Consider the following 20,127-nt stretch of genomic DNA (forward strand, 5'->3'; position numbering starts at 1 on the left):
CTAATTCTTCGCACGTGCCTTCAGCCGGATGTGGAACGTCGTCCCCTTGCCCGGCTCGCTCTCCACGGCGATACTGCCCCCGTGCGCCTCAACAATCTCACGCGCAATGGCAAGTCCGAGGCCATTCCCGCCCATGCGGCGCGAACGTGCCTTATCCACACGATAGAACCGCTCGAAGATGCGCTCCTGATGTTCCGGTGCAATTCCGATACCGGTATCTGAAACGGAGAGTTTCACACTCCCCCTATCCTCCTGCACACACACCGAGATGCGTCCATGCTCCGGCGTGTATTTGACTGCGTTATCGACGAGGATCAGGATCAGCTGCCGGATCTTTTGCTCGTCCGCATGAATCTCCACACGTTTTGGAAGTTCTTCATCAATGACGATGTCTTTCTTCTCCGCAAAGGGACGCATAATGCGCACGGTCTGCTGGACAGCAGAAACGAGATCCATGCGCACAAGCCTCATTTGGTTCGCCTTTCCATCGGTTCGCGCCACGGTGAGGAGGTCACTGACGAGCTTCGTCATCTTCTTTACCTCATCGCGCACATCCTCGATGACCTGCTTCAAAAACGGCGAGGTAATGGAAGGGTCGCTTCGCAGGAGATCTGCCGAAGCGAGTACGACGGCGAGTGGTGTGCGCAGCTCATGCGAGGCGTCGGCAGCAAACTGCCGCTGCTTTTCATATGCCTCACGCACGGGTTTCATCGCACCACCGGAGAGCACATAGCCGATGCCGGCAGCAAAGACGAGTGCTACCCCACCGAGCACCGCAAGCGCCCACGTTGCCTTTTCCATACCGTTATACATGGCAGTGACATCCTTGCCGACGTAGACTGTCTGGAGGGGGAGCGGCGGGCTGAATATCCTCTGCGTGGTCATCATCACCTTCGTCGGTGCCCCGCGCTCATTCGTCTCGGTAAAGACGCGCACCTCGCCGTCCGGCGCGTCCCATGCGGTCATAATGTCGAGCACAAAGGACTCGATGCGGAAGGAGGCGCGAGAGAAACTCACAAGACGTCCCTCTCCGTCGAATACATAGTAGAAGAGTCGATCATTTGTGCTGCGATAGAACCGTGCTTCGTCGGTATCCATTCCCGGGTGAAGCACGGCGTATGCCTGTGCATCCGCAACGCTGTCCGCCGTGTCCAGGAGCTCGCGTGCCTGCTCGGACGTAATCGCCCACTCCATCGTCTTATGCATAGCAAATAGGAGGACGATGACCAGTCCTCCCATAACAAGGGCATAGCGTAACATAAGGCGCAGACGGCTGCGCCCGAATACATTCTGCTCGTTCAATCCGGCGTCTCCAACTTGTAGCCGACACCACGGATCGTCTTGATGGCATCGCCCTCCCCGGCCGCATCGAGCTTTTTGCGCAGCATCTTCATATAGGAGTCGATATTGTTGGAGCTGACATCCGCCTCAAGTCCCCAGATGCGGTCGAGGATGATGTCACGCGGTACGACGATGCCGATATTCTGCGCGAGGAGATCAAACAGCTGGAACTCACGCGGCGAGAGCTGAATCATCTTGCCGTTCTTCTCGATGATGTTCGCCGTGCGGTTCAGTTTGAATCCTCCGATCTCGTCCACCTCGTGCTGAATCCTCTGCGAGGCTCTGCGCCCGAGGGCACGTAGACGCGCGAGCAACTCCGAGAACTCGAACGGCTTCACGAGATAGTCATCTGCCCCCGCATCGAGCCCCGTCACGCGATCCTCCACCGAGTCCCGCGCCGTCAGCATGAGAATCGCGCGGTCATAGCCGTTTCGGCGCAGGCGTGCGCACGCCTCAACGCCGGTCTCCCCGGGCATCATCCAGTCCAGAATCAGGATATCGTACTCCGCATAGGTCGCATATTCATAGATGTCACTGCCGTCCGTCACCCACTCGACAGAGATATCGTTCTGTTCGAGCATATATTGAATGAGCTTCCCAAGCCGCAGGTCATCCTCTGCCAGAAGCACGCGCATCGTATCATCTCCCCGTTGTCTATTCTTCGAAAATTATATGCAAATGGGGTGAAAGATAGCTGAAAACTGTGCGGATCCCCCACGGACATCTTCCCTCTGCATGGAGTTTTCTGCAGAGCATCAGCGCATTGTGCGATGCTCTGCGGCGATCATCCCATAGAAAACAGCAGTGCCAAGACCATAGCAGGACAGCATGACAATCCCCATGGGAAGTGCCGTATGATCCCCCGCAATTCCGACCACGGGCATCATACACGCGCCGAGTAGCATGGAAAAGCAGCCGATGAGTGCCGAGGCGCTGCCCGCATTCCTGCCCTGCCGCGAGAGCGCGAGGGAAAAACTTGCCGCGCCCATCACCGAAAGCGGGACAACCGTGAAAAACAGCAGAATAAAAATAACGGCAAGCGGAGCTTCAAAGCAAAACCCAACAAGCAGTAAGGCGCTCCCAATGAACGGCACGAGCACGGAGTATTTCAGCATCGTGATATCCGGTACCCGCCCCGCAAGGCGTGCAGGCAAAACCCCTGAGAGCAGCAGTCCCGCGCCGATCACGGCAAAGATCATACTGTATCCCTGCGGCGAGACGACATAGATGTTTTGAAAGATGAACGAAGAGCCCGAAAGATAAGAAAAGAATGCCCCAAATACGAAGCACTGCAGAAGGCAGTGTCCAAGAAAGTAACGATCGCGCAGGAGCGCCGGAATCTTCTTCAGTGAATCCGTCATATTCGCACTGCGCCGTTCCTTCGGCAGCGTTTCCTGATAGATGAGGGTCGCAGTTGCGAGGAACACGCCGATGCCTGTGAGCAACACAAACGTCGCACGCCAGTCGGCAAAGAGCAGAATCTGCCCGCCGATGACGGGCGCGATGATCGGCGCAAATCCGTTCACCATCATCAGTACGGCAAAGAAGCGCGTCAGCTCCGTCCCCTCGCAAACATCGCGCGCGATCGCACGCGCAATGACGATGCCGCTCGCTCCTGCAAAGCCCGCACAGAAGCGGAAGAAGAGGAAGAGATAGATATCCTCCGCAAGCACGCAGCCGAGCGTCGCACCAATGAACACGAGCATCCCGATGAAAAGAGGCATCCGCCGCCCGTGGAGGTCACTCAAAGGGCCCGCGAGAATCTGTCCGAGCGCCATACCGAGTGTCGTCATCGTCAGTGTCAGCTGCACAAGCGAGGTAGACACCGCGAAATCCGACTGCACCTCGGGCAGTGCCGGCAGATACATATCCGTCGAGAGCGGTGCAATCGCCGTCATGACACCGAGAAAGACTGTCAGCCAAAGGCGTCTGCGCTCGTTCATTGCCATTGCCGTTTTCCTTCCATCATCGTCCGCTCCGTGTGCAGCAAGGCTCCTTCCCAAGTGGATCTTCTTTTTTCTTCCGCGCCATCAGCCATGCCTTTACCGTCTCCCAAATCGCCGTGGCAATGACAATCCCCGCTGCAATCGACACGGCATAGAGAAATGTTTTGATCCCCTGCGTTCCGAATTTCTCCCAGTCGGCAGCGACGGCGTAGAACATCGTGCGGTAGAGCGAGCCGCCCGGTACCATCGCAATCACGCCGATGATGAGGAAGATCGTCGCGGGACATTTATAGACGCGTGCCAGAATCTCCGCCGCAATCGTCGCAAAAATCGCCCCCGCAAAGTATCCTGCAAACTCGTTCCATCCCATTGCAACAAAGAGCATCGTGAACCCCCATGCGCCCATGCAGACCACCGCCCCCATGACGGCGTCCTTGCTGTGTCCGTGCCAGAGCAGATGGAAGCAGAAGCCGCCGACAAATGAGGTCAGGAGATAGACCCATCCCGTCGTCTCAAAGGCTATGAGTGTCCCCGTCGCACTGAATGCAAAACCCGTCGCAATGAGGAGGCTCAGAATAAACGCCTCGGCACTTTTGAGCAGCCCCGAAATCGTCTCCTGACTGAACATATCGCGGATCGAGTTCATGAGCGCAAGCCCCGGAATCACGGGCATGATATTGCCCATATTGATTGCGGCGGGATGAATGTCCATACCAAACCACATGAATGAGTTTGCAAGTATCCCTCCGACGAAGCTGAGCAGGACAAGCGCAAAATATGGATTGAGTTTTGTCTGACCAAGAAGATATTGCAAAAGGCGCAGCAACGCCCCCACAATGCCCGCGCAGATGGCATCCTCCAACCGCCCGCCGAAGAACGCGGAGAAGCTCCCCGCGATCAGTGCCCAGTAGAACAGGGACGCCTTGAGCGAGATCGTCTCCATCGTATCAATCGCATGAATGCGCGCCTTGATTTCGTCGGATGACATGGGATTTGCGCAAATCTCGCGCGAGAGTTGGTTCAGTGCCTTGAGCCGCTGAAAGTCGAAATTCTGTCCCGGCACGCGCCGCATCTGTGTGAGCACCCCGATATCATTTCCACGCAGAGTCACAATGATGCTCGTCGTAATTACCATCACGTCCACATGCCGTACCCCATAGGCGCGGCAGATGAAGTTGATCGTGCGCTCCACGCGGCTGACCTCGGCACCTGTTACGAGCATGCGCTGACCGATGTCGATCGCACGCTCGAGGATGTTGTTGATGTTGATTCGTGCTGTTTCATTGATCATAATGAACATAGTTATAGCAGACTACGCAGCCTTTGTCACGTCTTTTCAGAGAAAAAGGACTGCCGTGCGAAGTAAAAGTTACTTCGCACAGCAGTCCAAGCGCCCTTCCACCGCAAGCGGTTCTCCTGCCCCGCTTCAGCGGGGCAGACTTGGAGGATTATTCGACGGTGACGGACTTCGCGAGATTACGCGGCTTATCCACATCGCAGCCGCGCGTAATTGCCGCATAGTAGGCAAGCAGCTGCAACGGGATGACGGAGAGGATCGGCATGATGAATTCATCCGACGCCGGCACATGCATGACATGATCGACGTATTTCTTAAGCTCTATATCGCCTTCCGCGGCAATGCCGATAACGACAGCGTCGCGCGCCTTGACCTCCTTGATATTGGAGAGCGTCTTTTCATAGACATTACGCTGCGTCGCAAGTGCAATGACGGGCACGCCCTCGACGATGAGAGCCAGTGTACCGTGCTTGAGCTCACCCGCCGCATATGCCTCGGCGTGGATATAGGAGATTTCCTTGAGTTTCAATGCGCCCTCGAGCGATACGGCATAGTCCAGTCCGCGCCCGATGTAGAATACATCCTCATTAAAGCCGTACTGCTTCGCAAAGGTTTTGATCGGGTCGACATCGGACAGGATCTCCGAAACCTGTGCCGGAATCTCATGCAGCTGTGCCACGAGCTCAGCCGTACGCTCTGTAGAGATCGAGCCCTTGATCTCCGCCATATAGAGTGCAAGCATAAAGAAAAGGACAAGCTGCGTCGTATATGCTTTCGTCGATGCAACTGCGATCTCGGGGCCCGCCCATGTATAGACAACCTGATCTGCTTCGCGTGCAATGGAGGAACCGACCACATTCGTGATCGCAAGCGTCTTTGCCCCGCGCCGCTTCGATTCCTTGAGTGCAGCCAGCGTATCGCTCGTCTCACCCGACTGAGAAACCACAATCAGAAGCGTGTGTTCATCGACAATCGGATCGCGATAGCGGAACTCGGAAGCGACATCCACCTCGACGAGCACGCGCGCGAGTTTCTCAATGTAGTACTTGCCCACAAGCCCCGCATGATATGCCGTACCGCAGGCAACAATGTAGATCTTGTCGAACGAGTTCAGATAGTCCGCATCCCATGCGAGCTCTTCAAACGAAATCGCCTTCTTATCCGCCGTAATGCGCTGGCTCATCGTGTCGCGCACCGCCTTCGGCTGATCGTGGATCTCCTTGAGCATAAAGTGTTCGTAGCCGCCCTTTTCCGCAGCCTCGGCATTCCATGTGACCTCAAACACTTTCTTCGGGACGGGTGCGCCCAGATGATTCGTCACCTCGACTGCATCCTTGCGGACAACGGCGACCTCTCCGTCGCTGAGAATATAGGTACGGCGTGTCTTGGAAATAATCGCCGGAATGTCCGAAGCGATAAAGTTCTCTCCCTCACCGAGCCCAATGATAAGCGGGTTGTCCTGCTTTGTACAGATGAGCATATCCGGATGCCTGCGGCTCATAAAGACGAGCGCATAGGATCCCTCGATCCGCGCCAGAACCGCACGCACGGCGGCGACAAAATCCCCCGTGTAGACATCCTCCAAGAGGTGCACGACCACTTCCGTATCCGTCTCGGACTTAAAGACATGCCCCTTTGCGATGAGCTCTTCCTTCAGCGAAAGATAGTTCTCGATGATGCCGTTGTGCACGATGGCAAAGTCACCGTGGCAGTCCGTATGCGGATGTGAGTTGACATCCGACGGGCGCCCGTGCGTCGCCCAGCGCGTATGACCGATACCGAGGCTGCCCACAGGCACATTCCCCTTGATCTTGTCGCGCAGCGCCGCAAGGCGTCCGACACTCTTGGCGACGCGGATATTCTCACCGTCGTAGACGGCAATTCCCGCCGAGTCATAGCCGCGATACTCGAGCCTCGACAGCCCGTCCAGCAGGAACTCCGCCGCCTGACGATCCCCAACATAACCAACGATTCCACACATAAAAATACCTCCTGACCGATAATAAATAAATCGCTCAGGGATTTCGCTCCATCTGCAGCTTTGTCCACAGGGTCACCCCTGCGCTTTGACCACAGACTCTCGACAGAGCGTGCCGGAAGGCATCCGCTGACGGCTCGACAACCTTCTCCTCGTCCTCTGAAACATGTCATGTTTCAGAGCCAGCGCTAAGAAAACTCTTTTCAATAATATGAAATCCCCATGCACCAACAGTGCATGGGGTCATTCTATCCGATATTGCGCGAGAAGTCAATTAGTTACATCGCGACATAGTGACTGAAACTGCCGATCACAAGCTGCGGAAATTCCGCATGCAGTTCACCCATAAATGCGCGCGTTCCGACAGGCGCCCCCTTCTCGTCCGGCATCGTGCGCAGGAAGAGCGTCGGATCGATGTTCAGATTCCGCATCTGTATCATCTGCACGGGCAGCGCACGAAAAAATTCCTGCCACGCAGCAAGCTCCTCCGCACGATCCGTAAACCCCGGGAAGTGCAGGAGATTGAGCGATACATAGACACCGTGGTCGAGGGCGTAGCGCAGTGATTCCTTTACGCTCGCCAGCGGATAGCTTGCTCGATAGTATGCATCATAACTCTCATCGCGTGCACTGATGATTGATACGCGCAGCGAGTCCAGCCCCGCGTCCACGATCTTCCTCATTCCCGCAGGAAATCCGGCGTTGGAGTTCATATTGATCTGCCCGCGCGCGGTCACAGCGCGAATCTTACGGATTCCCTCCGCGATTCTGTCCGCCGCAAGCGACGGCTCGCCCTCACAGCCCTGCCCGAAGCTGATAATGCCGTCCGGTGCGATCGAGAGATGATAGATCCCAACCTCGGCGATCTCCTCCGCCGTCGGGGAAAATGTAATGCGCTCCTGCGGCGAGGGACAGCACTCTGAGCTCTGCAATGAGATGCAGCCAAGACAATTCGCATTGCAGACGGGTGATGTCGGCACACCGCACTCCCAACGTCTGTAAAAAAGATTCTGCGCCGTCAGGCAATGATAGTTCAGCGAACAGTTTCCCACCTGCTCGACAATGCGGTTGTTCGGCAGTTCCTTCATCGTGCGCCGCACGAGTTTCTTGAGCTCCTTCCCGTTATAGTTGGCAGGATCCCATTTTTCGTTTTCATCCGTATACACAGCTGTAACATGAAGCTCTCCACAATAGGAAACGACAGCGGTATAACCGTAAAGCGGCAGAGGCGCGGCACCATCGGAGCGATGAAAGGCAGGGAGATGCGTGCGTGTATAGCCCTGCGGCAGGATCGCGGCGACCGCTGTCCCCGCAATGCGCTCCTCTGTGCCATCTGTTCTATGCCCCACTGCCATATGATCAGGCATAAACATAAGATCGGCGCTCTCCGGCAGAGGAATCAGATCCTCGGGAGAGAGTACAACATTGCGGACACCTATACGTCCGAGGGCACGCACGCCGTCCGCCTCACGGATATTCCCGTTTCGGTCGGCATAGACCGCCGTCACCTCATCCCTCTGGGTATGCGGGCGTATTATTTTCTTCTTGGGCTTCATGACTCCCCTCTTGCTTCTTCGCCTTTTTCTTGTGTGGGTTATAATGATTCATCGCGAAATCCACACCGTTTGTTACAATGCACTCCACCGCAGGGAGGAGATAGTCGATCGCCCCGCGAATCTTTGGCGCGTCCTCTGCGGAGAACGGTGCGAGAACGTGATTGATGACCGTCCATCCTGCGGGCGGGCGCCCGATACCAATGCGCACGCGCGCAAAGTCCTCACTGCCCACATGGGCGATGATGGACTTGATGCCGTTGTGTCCGCCCGAGCTGCCCTTCCTGCGAATGCGCACCGTCCCTGAGGGGATATCCATGTCATCGTGAACGACAGTCAGATCATCCACATCCATTTTATAGTACGAAAGCATAGGACCGAGCGCCTCGCCGCTGTTGTTCATATAGGTGAGCGGCTTTACGAGAAAGACTTTCTCCCCGCCAATGCGTACTTCCGTGACAGAGGAGAAAAAGTCTTCCTTCCATGCGGGCGCATTCCATCGATCTGCCAATGCGTCTGCGAGCATAAAGCCGACATTATGCTTCGTATGTGCATAGTCGGCTCCCGGGTTGCCAAGCCCTGCGATGATTTTCATGTCTTACTCCTTCGTCGGATCCCCGACCATGAAAAGGTACGCGAGCACGACAATACCGAGTGCGATGCGGTACCATCCGAACGCCGTGAAGTCATTGCGCTTGATGTAGCGCAGGAGAAACTGGATCGACAGGATCGACACGATAAATGCTGTCACCATGCCGACGCCGAGGATCACAAGCTCCGTTCCGGTATAGTTCCATCCGAATTTCACAAGCTTCAGGAAGGATGCGCCGAACATGACGGGAATGGCGAGAAAGAACGTGAACTCCGTCGCCACATAGCGACTTGCTCCGAAGATAATGCCGCCGAGAATCGTCGCGCCCGAACGGCTCGTACCCGGCACGAGCGAAAGCACCTGAAACATACCGATGATGAATGCCGTACGGTAGTCCAGAGCCGCAAGATCATCCACGCGGGGTGTGCGCCGCTTGTTCCAGCGTTCCACGACGATGAAGAGAATGCCGTAGAGAATCAGCATGGCGGCGACAACGGGCGCATTCATAAAATGCTCTTCCATATATTTATTGAACGCCAGCCCGATCACGGCGGCGGGCAGGCAGGCAACGATGACCTTGCCCCAGAGGTCAAGCGTCTCGCGCCGCTCCGCCTTGGATTTGCTCTTTAGGAACGGGTTGAGTTTTTCGAGATTCAGTACGACGACGGCGAGAATTGCTCCGAGTTGGATCACGACAAGGAACATATCCATGAACGCCGTCGATACATCAAGACGGATGAACTCATCGACGAGAATCATATGCCCCGTGCTCGAAACCGGCAGCCACTCCGTCAGCCCCTCCACAATGCCAAGAATGACGACCTTCACCAATTCCATCAATGAAATATCCACAGTAAATATACTCCTCCCCTGTCAATAAAATCCCGCCTATTATAGCATAGTTCCTGCATTTCTGCACGATTGTTCAAAGAAAAAAGGCTGCCGAAGCAGCCCATGTTCAAACAATATTCGATTACACCAGACCATGTGCGAGCATGACATCCGCAACCTTAGCAAATGCGGTGATGTTCGCGCCTGCAACGAGATCGTCGGGGTCGGCGTAGAGTTCTGCATTTTTCTTCGCGTCGCGGTAGATGCGGCTCATGATCTTACGGAGGCGCTTATCTACCTTCTCGAATGTCCACTGACGGCGCTCGGAGTTCTGTGACATCTCGAGCGCGGATGTCGCAACACCGCCGGCGTTCGCAGCCTTTGCCGGCGCGAAGAGAACCTTGTGGCTCTGGAAGTATGCGATGGCGTCGAGCGTGGAGGGCATGTTCGCGCCCTCACCAACCGCCTGTACGCCGTTTGCGACGAGCAGCTTTGCAGACTCAAGATCGATCTCGCTCTGCGTCGCGCAGGGAAGTGCAATGTCGCACTTCACCGACCATACACCCTTGCAGCCCTCGTGGTACTCGGCGTTCGGATGCGTCGCCGCATACTCCTTGATGCGTGCGCGGCGCACTTCCTTGATGTCCTTGACCGCCGCGAGATCAATGCCGTCCGGATCATAGATATAGCCGTTCGAGTCGGAGCAGGTCACAACTTTTGCGCCGAACTCCTGCGCTTTTTCAATGGCATAAGTAGCGACGTTGCCGGCACCGGAGACGACAACCGTCTTGCCTGCAATGTCGATACCCTTTGCATCGAGCATATCCTGCACGAAGTAGAGGAGTCCGTACCCCGTTGCCTCCGTACGCGCAAGGCTGCCCCAGTAATCCGTACGCTTGCCCGTCAGGACGCCCGCATCATAGGAATCACGGATGCGCTTGTACTGACCGAAGAGATAGCCGATCTCGCGTCCGCCGACGCCGATATCGCCCGCCGGAACATCCACGTTCGGACCAATGTGACGATAGAGCTCTGTCATAAAGCTCTGGCAGAAATTCATGACTTCGTTGTCGCTGCGGCCGTGCGGGTCAAAGTCTGATCCACCCTTACCGCCGCCGATCGGAAGCCCCGTCAGCGCGTTCTTGAAGACCTGCTCAAAGGCAAGGAATTTCAGAATGTCGAGCGTGACGCTCGGATGGAACCGCAGACCGCCTTTGTAGGGACCGATCACACTGGACATCTGCACGCGGTAGCCGCGGTTGACCTGAATCTCACCCTTGTCATCCACCCACGGCACGCGGAACGTGATGATGCGATCCGGTTCGATCATGCGCTCGAGGATCTTGTGCTGCTTGTACTCGGGATGCTTCTCCAAAAGGGGAATGACGGATTTCAGAACCTCGGCAACCGTGTTCTTGAAATGCGTTTGATCGGGATCGCGCTTCGATACCAGATCGAGAATATCATCGACATACTGTTTCATATCAGACATTATAATTCCTCCCTCTGTTTACCCGATGACTGTTCAACGGAACGTGACTGAGTATAGCATATAGCACGGAGTTTTGTATAGGGATTATGGGCATGAATACAATATGCACTGCAAATACAAAAAAGAGGTTCCTGCATTTTTGCAGAAACCTCTCGTTCTACAGATGATATGGCTCTCTCCTGCTGATTTTGAAAGCCCGATAGATTTGCTCCATCAGAAAGAGCCGGATCAGTTGATGTGGGAACGTAAAGTGTGAGAAGGAAAGGCGAAGGTCGGCACACTGACGCACTTCATCCGAAAGACCAAAGGCACCGCCAATGAGAAATGCAATATGGCTTCGTCCCTCGAGTGCGAGGAAGTCAATCTTTTCTGCGAGCGCCTCGGAGGACATCTCCGCACCGCCCACATCGAGCACGATGAGATAGGCATCCTGCGGCACCTGCGCTGCAAGGCGCTCCCCCTCTCGGCGAATGGTCTCTGCCTTTTCCGCTGCAGAGGGCTTATCCTTCATGCGCTCCTCAACGATCTCGATCGTACGCAGGTCGGCATAGGGACGCAGGCGCTTCTCATACTCTGCGATCCCATCGCGCAGATACTTTTCCTTTATCTTTCCTGCGCAGACGATTGTGATCTTCAACGATCCTCCTGCGGCATCTCTTCGAGCACGACCTCCGCTTTGCGCTTTGTGTCGTTGCGGTCATAGGTGACCGTCACCTTGTCGCCGACCTTGTACGAGGCAATCTTCGCGCGCAGTTCCGCAACGCTGTTGACCTCCTCACCGTCGATCGCGAGGATGATGTCGCCGCGCTGGAAGCCTGCCTTGCCGCAGGGACCGTCGAGCGTCAGGCGGAAGATGTAGACGCCCTTGTCGATGTTCAGCTGATAGCCGTAGCGTGCCGCCGTCATCGGGTCAAAGACGGAGACGCCAAGATACGGACGAGCGACGTAGCCCTTTTCGATCAGCTCGTTGACGATGGTCTGCACCGTATTGATCGGAATGGAAAAGCCCATCCCCTCGACTGCAGCCGCCGAAACCTTCGCACTGTTGATGCCGATGACCTCGCCGTCCGCATTCACAAGCGCACCGCCCGAGTTGCCCGGACTGATCGCCGCGTCGGTCTGGAGCAGTTTCACGCGTTTGTCACTGAGATCGAGTGTGCGGTTCAGCGCACTGATGACACCCACTGTGACGCTTCCTTGAAACTCGAGCCCGAGCGGATTGCCGATCGCGATGGCAGGCTCACCAACCACGACCGTATCCGAATTGCCAAAGGTCGCCGTCGGCAGATTGTTCTCGTCGACCTTCACGACGGCAAGATCGGTGAACTCATCCTGTCCGATGAGCTTCCCCTTGAGGCTGCGCCCGTCGGAGAGCGATACAATGATCTCCTTTGCTCCGCTGATAACGTGGTTGTTCGTCACGATGTAGCCATCGCTGCGGAAGATCACACCGGAGCCGACGCCCTCTGTTTCGACGGGATTGTTGAACCAGTCACGCGCAACCGCCTTGTTCGTAATGCCGACGACGGCAGGCCCCACCGCCTTGGCCGCACGGACGACGGGCGTATTGCGCGCCTCAGACAGCCCCGAGACATCGACCGACTGCGCCGGTTTCAGTCCCCCGACCGTGTTGTCCGCAGCCGTTCCCATGGAGCAGCCGCCGAAGATCACAAAGGATGCAAAAACGGCAACCGCCGTAAGGGCAAGCCCCTTGCGTTTCTTGCATTGGATATTCATAAAAACATCTCCTTATTTACATAATAATCTCTGCCCCACCCTCGGGCAGACAGCTCTCAATATCGAGCACCATGCCGCGTGAGGCAAGGATATCCTGCACCGTTTCCCGCGCGAGCGATGGACGGTTATTTTCTTCCGAAAGATGTGCGAGATAGACCTTGCGCGGATGTTTTTTCATGCGCGTGAGTGCCCATGCCGCCTCCCCGTTGGCAAGATGTCCCCGATTGGATAGGATGCGTCGCTTGAGCGGCCACGGATAGCTTCCCTGACGCAGGAGGTCGGCATTGTGATTCGCTTCGAGGACAAGCACATCTGCCCCCTCCATTGCCTCCTGCACCGTTTCGGTCACAACGCCAAGGTCGGTCGCAAGTGTGCAGCAATGCGAGCCCTCGATGCGAAAACCGCATGGTTCTGCCGCGTCATGCGAGATGGCAAACGGACGCACCGTCACTTCACCGATTTTGAAATCGTCCGCAATGCCCCGCATATCGTCCTCGAACGCCGCGCCGCCGTCAATCCCCGCAAGCGTTCCCCGCGTCGCAAGGATCGGCAGATGGTACTGCTTTGCCAGCGTCTTTAGTCCGCGCACATGGTCGATGTGCTCATGGGTGATGAGCACGGCGTCCAGACTCTGCGGCTCGATGCCGCGCGCGCGCAGACTCTTCGTGATGCGCGCTGCACTGATGCCCGCATCGATCAAGAGTCGCGTGCCGTCCATCTCCACATAAACCGAATTTCCCTTGCTGCCGCTCGCCAATATGGATACCTGCAACGAACAGCCCCCTCTCTTCTCCCACATCATATTCTAGGTATCTGTAAATTTCCTGCATAATTCTTATGGAGAACATTATCTTGCCCAGAGCATGACTTCCTGCTCCACCCACTTCCCCTCATCCAACATAATGCGGATGAGTTCATGCCACGCCGAAAACTCCTCGCGTTCGAGAAGACTGCCAAGCCGTTTACGCTGCGTGGGTTTCAGTTCCTGCGCGTACGGCAAATAGGCACGAAAAGACTCTGTATCCATACGATACGGGGCGAGTTTTGGAAAGAAATGACTGCGCAGGTACTCAAAGATGCAAATTCCGCCATAGTCCAGATCCCCCCAGTGCTGCACGAGGACAGGCTGCATTGCGGCGATTTTTCGAAGGAATGCCTGTAGGGTACGATTCGGAAATCCCGCCGTATAGATCAGAAGACGATCCTCTCCGCCGTCCCGTGCAAGCAGCTCCGCATTCGTCAGATTCTCCACCGTCAGGACAGCGTGCGGCAATGTATCAATCAACATCTCTGTGATTGTTTCATACGTCAGCCCCATCCCACCGGAAAAATCAGCGAGTGAATATCTTCTGCCATGGAGTAAAAACGCCATGCTGCCCGCAATCCACACCTTGCCCTGATGCCCGGCAATCCCAGACATATCGAGATACTCTGCGTCCGACTCACACGGTTCCTCTGTGAATCGCCGCAGAAGGACGAGCAATGGAGCCTCTACGAACTGCTCAAAATACTTGCTGTTGCCAAAGATGCGCTGACTGAATACGCGTTTCGGTATGGAATTCTCTCCTGCATGTGGAAGTGCAAGAATCGCGCGGATCAGGTGGGCGCGAAGCACTTTCTCCTTGGGCAGATATGCGGGAATCTTCTTCTCTGAGAGCATTTCGCCCGTCTCACGGCAAAGACGCTGAATCCACAGTGTCTTTGCCTCCGACAGTGCCGCGAGTTCGGCGCAATACTCCTCCACGCGTGCAAGCGGCAGCGTACGCCTCATGCGCGCATAAAGCTCTGCAACGTCCGCAGCGAGCAGAATACGCTCCATATGTCCCGTGCCGTGACGCTCCCAGACAATTGAGATCATCCCTTGTCGCTCAAGTTCCTGCGCTGCTGCATGGAGCGCTTCGCGTTTATCGACATCGAGTTCATCTGTATAGTCCGGGGCAAGGGAGGATTTCAACAGACGGAACTGTGGGCGACGCCCCTTCTCTCCGACGGCGGCTTTGCTGTTTTCATATTTTTCCAACAGGATGGTCAGAATCTTCTCCTCATAACGCTTTTGCAGCCGTGTCCGATCCATGCGTCATTCCCTTCTCCCATGTCGCCACGTCCCCCAGCTCATCGGTAAAGCAATGATTCCCGGCATTCGTTACAATGATCGACTGATCCATCAGAGGCGCAATTGCCGCCAGCTTCTCATCCGGAACGGCGACAATCAGCTGCATCTTCATGCGCTTGATGAGTTCGATGCAGGATTTGATGCGCTCCTCGTCCATCTTATTAAATGCCTCATCAAAGACCGTCAGGCGTATCGTCTTATCGCTATAGATCTGTTGAAATGCCGCGAGAATTGCAATGTAAAACGGCGTCTGCGTTTCTCCGCCCGAAGTCTGCCGGAGCACGCGCGAATACAGATAGGTCTGACCTGCCGTATCCGTGATGCGGATGTCGTAGTCCAGATAGCGGCGGTAGTCCGAAAACTCCTCCTGCTCCTCCGGTGTGCCTTTGACCAATTTGTCAAAGAGTTCCATTGCCTGCTCATTTGCGGCCGTGTCCGTCTCGGCAAAAAGTCCGCCCGCCATCTCCCAATCCGCCGTCATCACAGCATCGTAAAACGGTTTGTACTTCGCACTCGGCGTGATAATAAAACTGTACTTATCCTTGTGAAATTGAAATTGATCCAGAGAATAATTCAGCTCACGGAATTCATGACGTGCACTTTCGATTGCCTCACGCATACTGAAAATGAAATGTGCCTTGAACTCCATCTCCGATTGTGCCAGAGCCTCCTTTGCCTTCTCCTCGAAGGAAGGAATGTCCGTCGCGGCAAGCCGATCAAGAATCTGTGCATAATAGCTGTGATCGGGATCGTAGACATGCCCCGTATCTCCATGCTCGAGCCCATAGCGCTCACGGGCAACAAGGAGCTGCTGCCACATATTGTCCCGCCGTGTTTCGTTCCCCCGCTTGCTGCTCTCATAGCTGTGCAGGCGCTCTTCCGTCGTACGCTCGTCACGCGTCTCCTGCACGAGGGAGGAGAAACGTGACTCGGCACTCGCACAGAGTCCCGGATAGGTCTCCCGCCACGCCCGAACCGCCGCTGCCGCCTCATCTGCAGCACGCGTGAGGAGGGGCAGCACACGCTCTGCCTGATCGAGTGCAGACTCGCTGCGTGCCAGCTCTCTCGTCGTTGCTGTGCAGGCACGTGCTGCCTCCTCAGCCTGCCGCCTGGATTCCTCATAGACAGATTTCAGACGCTCTGTCTCACTGAGATCCATCGCAGCCAGTTCACTCTCGATGCGCTTCCCCTCTGCCAGACAAGTATCGAGCTCGGAGAGAACGGTCATCTTTTCAGCAAAGTTCACATATCTGTGCAGAGGCTCACGAAGAATAGGGGCAATCCGCTTCATACGCTCGGCTTCCTCGGCAAGTCCGGCAAGGCGCTGCTGCACCTCCATAAGTTCTCTCTGCCGAATCTCCAGCTGCCGCTCAATGGCACCTGCGCCGATGTATGGAATCTCATAGAAACGGCGCGGAATCTGACGTGCGACCAAGCCCTTGTACGACATACAGGTTTTCGTCGCTGCACTCTGATACGCAAGCATCTCCTGCTCATCCTGCGCCTGCATGACCGTTCCAAGCAGATGGTCGATGCGCGCCTGTGCGAGCGGGTTCTTCGCCTGCAGGAGGTTTGCGAGCGATCCGTTTTCTCGGCGATTCAGATACTTTTTCTCCGCCTCTGTATTGACGAGCCCAACGCCGTCAAAATGCCGTTCCTTCTTCTCCGTTTCGTAGATATGCAGCGCCTCACGAAACGTTTCCTGCTCTACGAGGAGATCAAAGCGCTGCGTGTTCAGATAGCCTTCGAGCGTATCGCGCCATGCCTCATCCAGAATCTCAAGCTCCTCACAGAGCACATAGACCTTGGATCGACCTGCAAGACGCTGCTCCAATAAAGCCTTGAGCCGCATCATCTCAGGACGGTATTTGCGCTGTCGTCGCTTCAGACCATCGATCTCCGCACGCAGTTCCTCCTGCCGCTGTGCGATCGCACTCTGCTCCTGTTCCAAAAGAAGACTGCTGCGCTGCCATGTCCCGGCGATCTCAGCGAGCATTGCGCCACCTGCACGCAGCTTTTCCTGTATCGGCTCGATCTCTGACGCCGCAATCGAATCCCCGCCCACATAGGCAAGTGTCGCCGCAAGTTCTGTGAGTGCCGCATCCATCCCATCGGGCAGGGCAAAGAAAGTCCCTGCCGGATAGGCAGAGAGAGCGCGCGCTCCTTCGGATTCACGCAAAAGCTCCTTTTGCATGCGCCGATGCGCATCTGTGAGCGCACGCCGTTTTTCTTCACATGCCGCTTGTTTTTCAAGCAGGGCATCGCGCCTGCGCTTTGTGTCATTTCCCTGCCATGCGGCATACGCCTCCTGCTGTTCCAGATTCCTGCGTTCGGACAGGTGCTCCTGTTCGCGCAGTTTCACCTGCAAAGCCTTCAATCGATCATGGCACATCTCTTTCTGTTGCCGCCCCGCCTCCAGCTTCTCCTCATCGTTCCTGTGACGGAAGGACAGCAGAACAAATTCCTGCTCGCACGCCGTATCCCGCCATTTGCAGTAGGAATCGTAGTTCTCCTGCAGCGATTCAAGTTGGCGCTTCTGCGCGCGCAGCCCCTGCAGGTCACGCTCGAACTTCTGATAGGAATAGAATACTTCTCGCAGAACGTCCAGTTTCAGATCGCGTGGGAGCAGGATGTATTCGTAGATAAAATCGCGCACTTGGTCGATGGGGCGAAAGGCAAGCGCCCGCGAGAACGCCGGCAGGAAACGTGCAGAGAGCTGCCCAAGACGGTTCATCAAGCGCCTTTGCCACTGCTTCTTCCCCGTCTCAAACACGCTGCTCCCGTGCGCATACCTTCGATGAAATGCCTCCCGTGTGTACAATACGCCATCCGCATTACGGAATTCAACGTCTGAGAGTGTACGCTGATCGAGGAGAAAGAACTCCTCCTGCAAGCTGTCATCGCGAAAGACATCGACCACATAGCCGACAATAAAAGAATTTTTCTTGGCATCGTCATAGAATTCGAGAGCGATGTAAGAGGTAAACTCATCCGTGCGCAGATACTGCACGCCCTCTGCCTTGATCTTGCCGCGCAGATAGTGGATGAGCGTTCTCCGCGCCTCCTGTGTCGCGGCGGCGTTGAAGCGCGTCTGCGTTTGACTGCCAATGAAGAGATACTGCAGCGCGTCGAGCAGCGTGGACTTGCCCGCGCCGCTGTGTCCGGACAGCATCGTTGCGGAGCCAAAAGAAATCTCATCTTCATCAAAATAATGCCAGTTAATTACCTTCATTTTCCGCAGTTTCTTCATCGTCTTCCTCCTTTCTCTGTCGGTAAATCTCCAGTTTACGGTGCAGATCCGAAAGTTCCTCTCCATCCACGGCAAGGGAGAGTGTATGGAAGAGGCGAATGCGCGCCTCTTCGGAGAGATCACGATCCAATACGTCAGCAAGACGGTACTGTTTCGATAGCTGTGTCAGTCGCTGAATCGCGGTTTTCTTGAGATCGGGCAGATGCAGCGCCAGATACTTGGCACGGATCTCGGCAAGTGTCGTCATGGGAAACGCGCTCAGGTTGAGACCCGTGCGCTTTTCCTCATAGAGGAGGCGTAGCACAAGCAGCCAGATACTCTCCTCCAAGGTCAGCGCACGCCTGTGTGCCATCCCCGCACTGAGCAACCACACGATCTCATAGCGCTCATCCACGCGAAACTCCCAGCCGATCACCTGAAAGTACTCGGCAATTTCCTCCCGATATCGCCGTGCCGCAATGTAGAGTTCCGCATCGTGTTCACGCGTCAAAAAATTACACGCCAACAGGGACTGTATGACACTCCGAATCCGCTCACGCTCCTGCTCGTTTAACAGTTCCAGTTTCATTTTCTCTTCTCCCTGCGTCTGACCACGCGGTTGCTGTACCGGAGTGTATCCATCTCCTCGATGTCCTTGTCCTTGCCCAGCCGATACTTTGCCAAATCATCATGTCCGTAGAGATAGACATAGAGTAATTGCAAGAGGTCGGGATTCTCCTCCTCTCTGAGGCGAGACAACAGTTCACGAATCTCCATCGAGCTGCGCTGCCCCAGCACGTCCAAAATCCATGCCTCTATCTTCTGCCGTGAGATGCCGCGTGCAACACGCTCCGCACTTTCACGCCGTACGCGCTCTCGCATCATTTCGTCAACCTCACGCACAGGCGTGCCCGCGCTTGGCTCCAAAACGCGCTTTTTGCGCGGTACATAGCGCGATGACGGCAGAAGCATATTCATCGTCTGCAGATGAAAGAGACGCGGCAGTCCCTCTATTTCCTGCCCCTGCTCGCGCGCCTCGGAAATGGCGAGGAGCGTACCTGCGATCATGCTTTCCGTGCGCGCACTCCCCGCCTGCTGCAAATAGAGTGCGCGCTCATAGGAGGCTCTTACATACTGATTGTGACGGCGGTCAATCTGTGCGAACATATCATCGAGCCCCCGATAGATCTCCTCGATGGCATGGAGCGATGCGTTCATGCGGTATTCCGCCGCCTCCATCGAGTCGGCAAGCTGACGGCGTACAGCGTCCTCGCAAAGTGCACGCAGGCGCTCTTTATTCTGCCGGATCTCCTGTACCTCCTGCAGGATGCGGATGCGATAGCGCGAGACATGATCCGATGTCTTGAGGCGATGGTAGCTGCGATCTACAATATCCGCCCGATATTCGACAAAATGGTGGGAGAGCACTTCCTGCAGGCTTGTCTGCGCGGACACCTGCTCCATCTTGTTCTTGATGTTGTTCAAGAGAATCCGCAGTTCCTCGACGAACTCTTCGGCGAGCCGCTCCGCCTCGAGCACCGCCATGCTCGGCTGCACCTTTGCTGCCTCCCCCGAGAGCACCTGATAGGTCGTAAAGGCAAAGCGCTGATACTCGACCGCCCGCCCCTCGCATAAATTTGCAAAAAGCCCCCACAAGCGGCTGCTGTAATGTGGGAGCAAAATAAATATCTTGAAGTTCTCGCGCTGCTCATAGTCCAGCCAGCCGAATTCCTTCATGCGGCGAATCATATGATTTGCCTTGGCACGCGACTCCTCCACGGCTGCATCCTGCCCCGAAAAGTCCTCGTCCTCATACGCAACGCCGGCATCTGCCCAGCTCTCGATGAGCTCCTGAAATTTATCGCGCAGAATCTCCTGCTCGATCCCAAATTGGGCAAGGCGATACTGCTCATAGAGACAAAGACCTGCCTCCGCATAGATCCGCCGACATTTCCCCGCCAGGAGCCCAAAGAAACGTTCCGGCAAAACATCAAACAGTTCCATGATCCCGTCTCACT

At 55.7% G+C, this 20,127-nt stretch carries 16 protein-coding genes; all 16 read right to left on the bottom strand.

Features of this window, described 5'->3' with window-relative positions:
* Positions 1-1,302: a sensor histidine kinase gene (locus HMPREF9081_RS07735; RefSeq protein WP_040394822.1), complete on the bottom strand. Its 1,302-nt coding sequence runs from the start codon at positions 1,300-1,302 to the stop codon at positions 1-3.
* Positions 1,299-1,976, bottom strand: a complete 678-nt coding sequence (locus tag HMPREF9081_RS07740) for a response regulator transcription factor (RefSeq protein ID WP_006306585.1) — start codon at positions 1,974-1,976, stop codon at positions 1,299-1,301. Before HMPREF9081_RS07740 ends, HMPREF9081_RS07735 begins: the two co-directional genes overlap by 4 nt.
* Positions 1,977-2,096: 120 nt before the next feature.
* The gene (locus tag HMPREF9081_RS07745) at positions 2,097-3,290 is read right to left on the bottom strand and encodes a multidrug effflux MFS transporter (RefSeq protein WP_006306586.1); all 1,194 of its coding nucleotides are present in this window, start codon (positions 3,288-3,290) and stop codon (positions 2,097-2,099) included.
* Positions 3,291-3,306: 16 nt separating this feature from the next.
* The gene (locus HMPREF9081_RS07750; RefSeq protein ID WP_006306587.1) at positions 3,307-4,587 is read right to left on the bottom strand and encodes a threonine/serine exporter family protein; all 1,281 of its coding nucleotides are present in this window, start codon (positions 4,585-4,587) and stop codon (positions 3,307-3,309) included.
* A gap of 148 nt (positions 4,588-4,735) precedes the next feature.
* Positions 4,736-6,565, bottom strand: coding sequence for a glutamine--fructose-6-phosphate transaminase (isomerizing) (glmS, locus tag HMPREF9081_RS07755; protein WP_006306588.1), 1,830 nt, complete (start codon positions 6,563-6,565; stop codon positions 4,736-4,738).
* Positions 6,566-6,840: 275 nt separating this feature from the next.
* A complete protein-coding gene (locus HMPREF9081_RS07760; protein ID WP_006306589.1) occupies positions 6,841-8,118 on the bottom strand; it encodes a radical SAM family protein in 1,278 nt (425 codons plus the stop codon).
* Complete coding sequence (pth, locus tag HMPREF9081_RS07765) at positions 8,072-8,710, bottom strand: aminoacyl-tRNA hydrolase (RefSeq protein WP_006306590.1); 639 nt, start codon at positions 8,708-8,710, stop codon at positions 8,072-8,074. The genes HMPREF9081_RS07760 and pth overlap by 47 nt, the downstream gene beginning before the upstream one ends.
* A gap of 3 nt (positions 8,711-8,713) precedes the next feature.
* Positions 8,714-9,544, bottom strand: coding sequence for an undecaprenyl-diphosphate phosphatase (locus HMPREF9081_RS07770; RefSeq protein ID WP_040394824.1), 831 nt, complete (start codon positions 9,542-9,544; stop codon positions 8,714-8,716).
* A 136-nt stretch (positions 9,545-9,680) separates the two neighbouring features.
* Positions 9,681-11,030, bottom strand: coding sequence for an NADP-specific glutamate dehydrogenase (gdhA, locus tag HMPREF9081_RS07775; protein WP_006306592.1), 1,350 nt, complete (start codon positions 11,028-11,030; stop codon positions 9,681-9,683).
* A 157-nt stretch (positions 11,031-11,187) separates the two neighbouring features.
* A complete protein-coding gene (gene rlmH / locus HMPREF9081_RS07780; RefSeq protein ID WP_006306593.1) occupies positions 11,188-11,667 on the bottom strand; it encodes a 23S rRNA (pseudouridine(1915)-N(3))-methyltransferase RlmH in 480 nt (159 codons plus the stop codon).
* Complete coding sequence (locus HMPREF9081_RS07785; RefSeq protein ID WP_006306594.1) at positions 11,664-12,767, bottom strand: S1C family serine protease; 1,104 nt, start codon at positions 12,765-12,767, stop codon at positions 11,664-11,666. Before HMPREF9081_RS07785 ends, rlmH begins: the two co-directional genes overlap by 4 nt.
* A 16-nt stretch (positions 12,768-12,783) precedes the next feature.
* Positions 12,784-13,539, bottom strand: a complete 756-nt coding sequence (locus HMPREF9081_RS07790) for an MBL fold metallo-hydrolase (protein WP_040394825.1) — start codon at positions 13,537-13,539, stop codon at positions 12,784-12,786.
* Positions 13,540-13,614: 75 nt separating this feature from the next.
* Positions 13,615-14,841, bottom strand: a complete 1,227-nt coding sequence (locus HMPREF9081_RS07795) for a Wadjet anti-phage system protein JetD domain-containing protein (protein WP_006306596.1) — start codon at positions 14,839-14,841, stop codon at positions 13,615-13,617.
* Complete coding sequence (locus tag HMPREF9081_RS07800) at positions 14,810-18,130, bottom strand: ATP-binding protein (protein ID WP_006306597.1); 3,321 nt, start codon at positions 18,128-18,130, stop codon at positions 14,810-14,812. Before HMPREF9081_RS07800 ends, HMPREF9081_RS07795 begins: the two co-directional genes overlap by 32 nt.
* Positions 18,099-18,698, bottom strand: coding sequence for a DUF4194 domain-containing protein (locus HMPREF9081_RS07805; protein WP_006306598.1), 600 nt, complete (start codon positions 18,696-18,698; stop codon positions 18,099-18,101). The genes HMPREF9081_RS07800 and HMPREF9081_RS07805 overlap by 32 nt, the downstream gene beginning before the upstream one ends.
* Entirely contained in the window at positions 18,695-20,113 is a 1,419-nt protein-coding gene (locus HMPREF9081_RS07810; protein ID WP_006306599.1) for a Wadjet anti-phage system protein JetA family protein, read from the bottom strand. Before HMPREF9081_RS07810 ends, HMPREF9081_RS07805 begins: the two co-directional genes overlap by 4 nt.
* Positions 20,114-20,127 lie beyond the last annotated feature (14 nt).

The organism is Centipeda periodontii DSM 2778, from assembly GCF_000213975.1.
GTDB classification, from domain to species: domain Bacteria; phylum Bacillota; class Negativicutes; order Selenomonadales; family Selenomonadaceae; genus Centipeda; species Centipeda periodontii.

Bases quoted from the DNA above. Each gene is read 5' to 3' on its own strand.
- HMPREF9081_RS07740 (WP_006306585.1), bottom strand. From the start codon at position 1,976: ATGCGCGTGCTTCTGGCAGAGGATGACCTGCGGCTTGGGAAGCTCATT.
- HMPREF9081_RS07810 (WP_006306599.1), bottom strand. From the start codon at position 20,113: ATGGAACTGTTTGATGTTTTGCCGGAACGTTTCTTTGGGCTCCTGGCG.
- HMPREF9081_RS07745 (WP_006306586.1), bottom strand. From the start codon at position 3,290: ATGGCAATGAACGAGCGCAGACGCCTTTGGCTGACAGTCTTTCTCGGT.
- HMPREF9081_RS07805 (WP_006306598.1), bottom strand. From the start codon at position 18,698: ATGAAACTGGAACTGTTAAACGAGCAGGAGCGTGAGCGGATTCGGAGT.
- HMPREF9081_RS07800 (WP_006306597.1), bottom strand. From the start codon at position 18,130: ATGAAGAAACTGCGGAAAATGAAGGTAATTAACTGGCATTATTTTGAT.
- glmS (WP_006306588.1), bottom strand. From the start codon at position 6,565: ATGTGTGGAATCGTTGGTTATGTTGGGGATCGTCAGGCGGCGGAGTTC.
- HMPREF9081_RS07770 (WP_040394824.1), bottom strand. From the start codon at position 9,544: ATGGAATTGGTGAAGGTCGTCATTCTTGGCATTGTGGAGGGGCTGACG.
- pth (WP_006306590.1), bottom strand. From the start codon at position 8,710: ATGAAAATCATCGCAGGGCTTGGCAACCCGGGAGCCGACTATGCACAT.
- HMPREF9081_RS07795 (WP_006306596.1), bottom strand. From the start codon at position 14,841: ATGGATCGGACACGGCTGCAAAAGCGTTATGAGGAGAAGATTCTGACC.
- HMPREF9081_RS07785 (WP_006306594.1), bottom strand. From the start codon at position 12,767: ATGAATATCCAATGCAAGAAACGCAAGGGGCTTGCCCTTACGGCGGTT.
- gdhA (WP_006306592.1), bottom strand. From the start codon at position 11,030: ATGTCTGATATGAAACAGTATGTCGATGATATTCTCGATCTGGTATCG.
- HMPREF9081_RS07760 (WP_006306589.1), bottom strand. From the start codon at position 8,118: ATGAAGCCCAAGAAGAAAATAATACGCCCGCATACCCAGAGGGATGAG.
- HMPREF9081_RS07750 (WP_006306587.1), bottom strand. From the start codon at position 4,587: ATGTTCATTATGATCAATGAAACAGCACGAATCAACATCAACAACATC.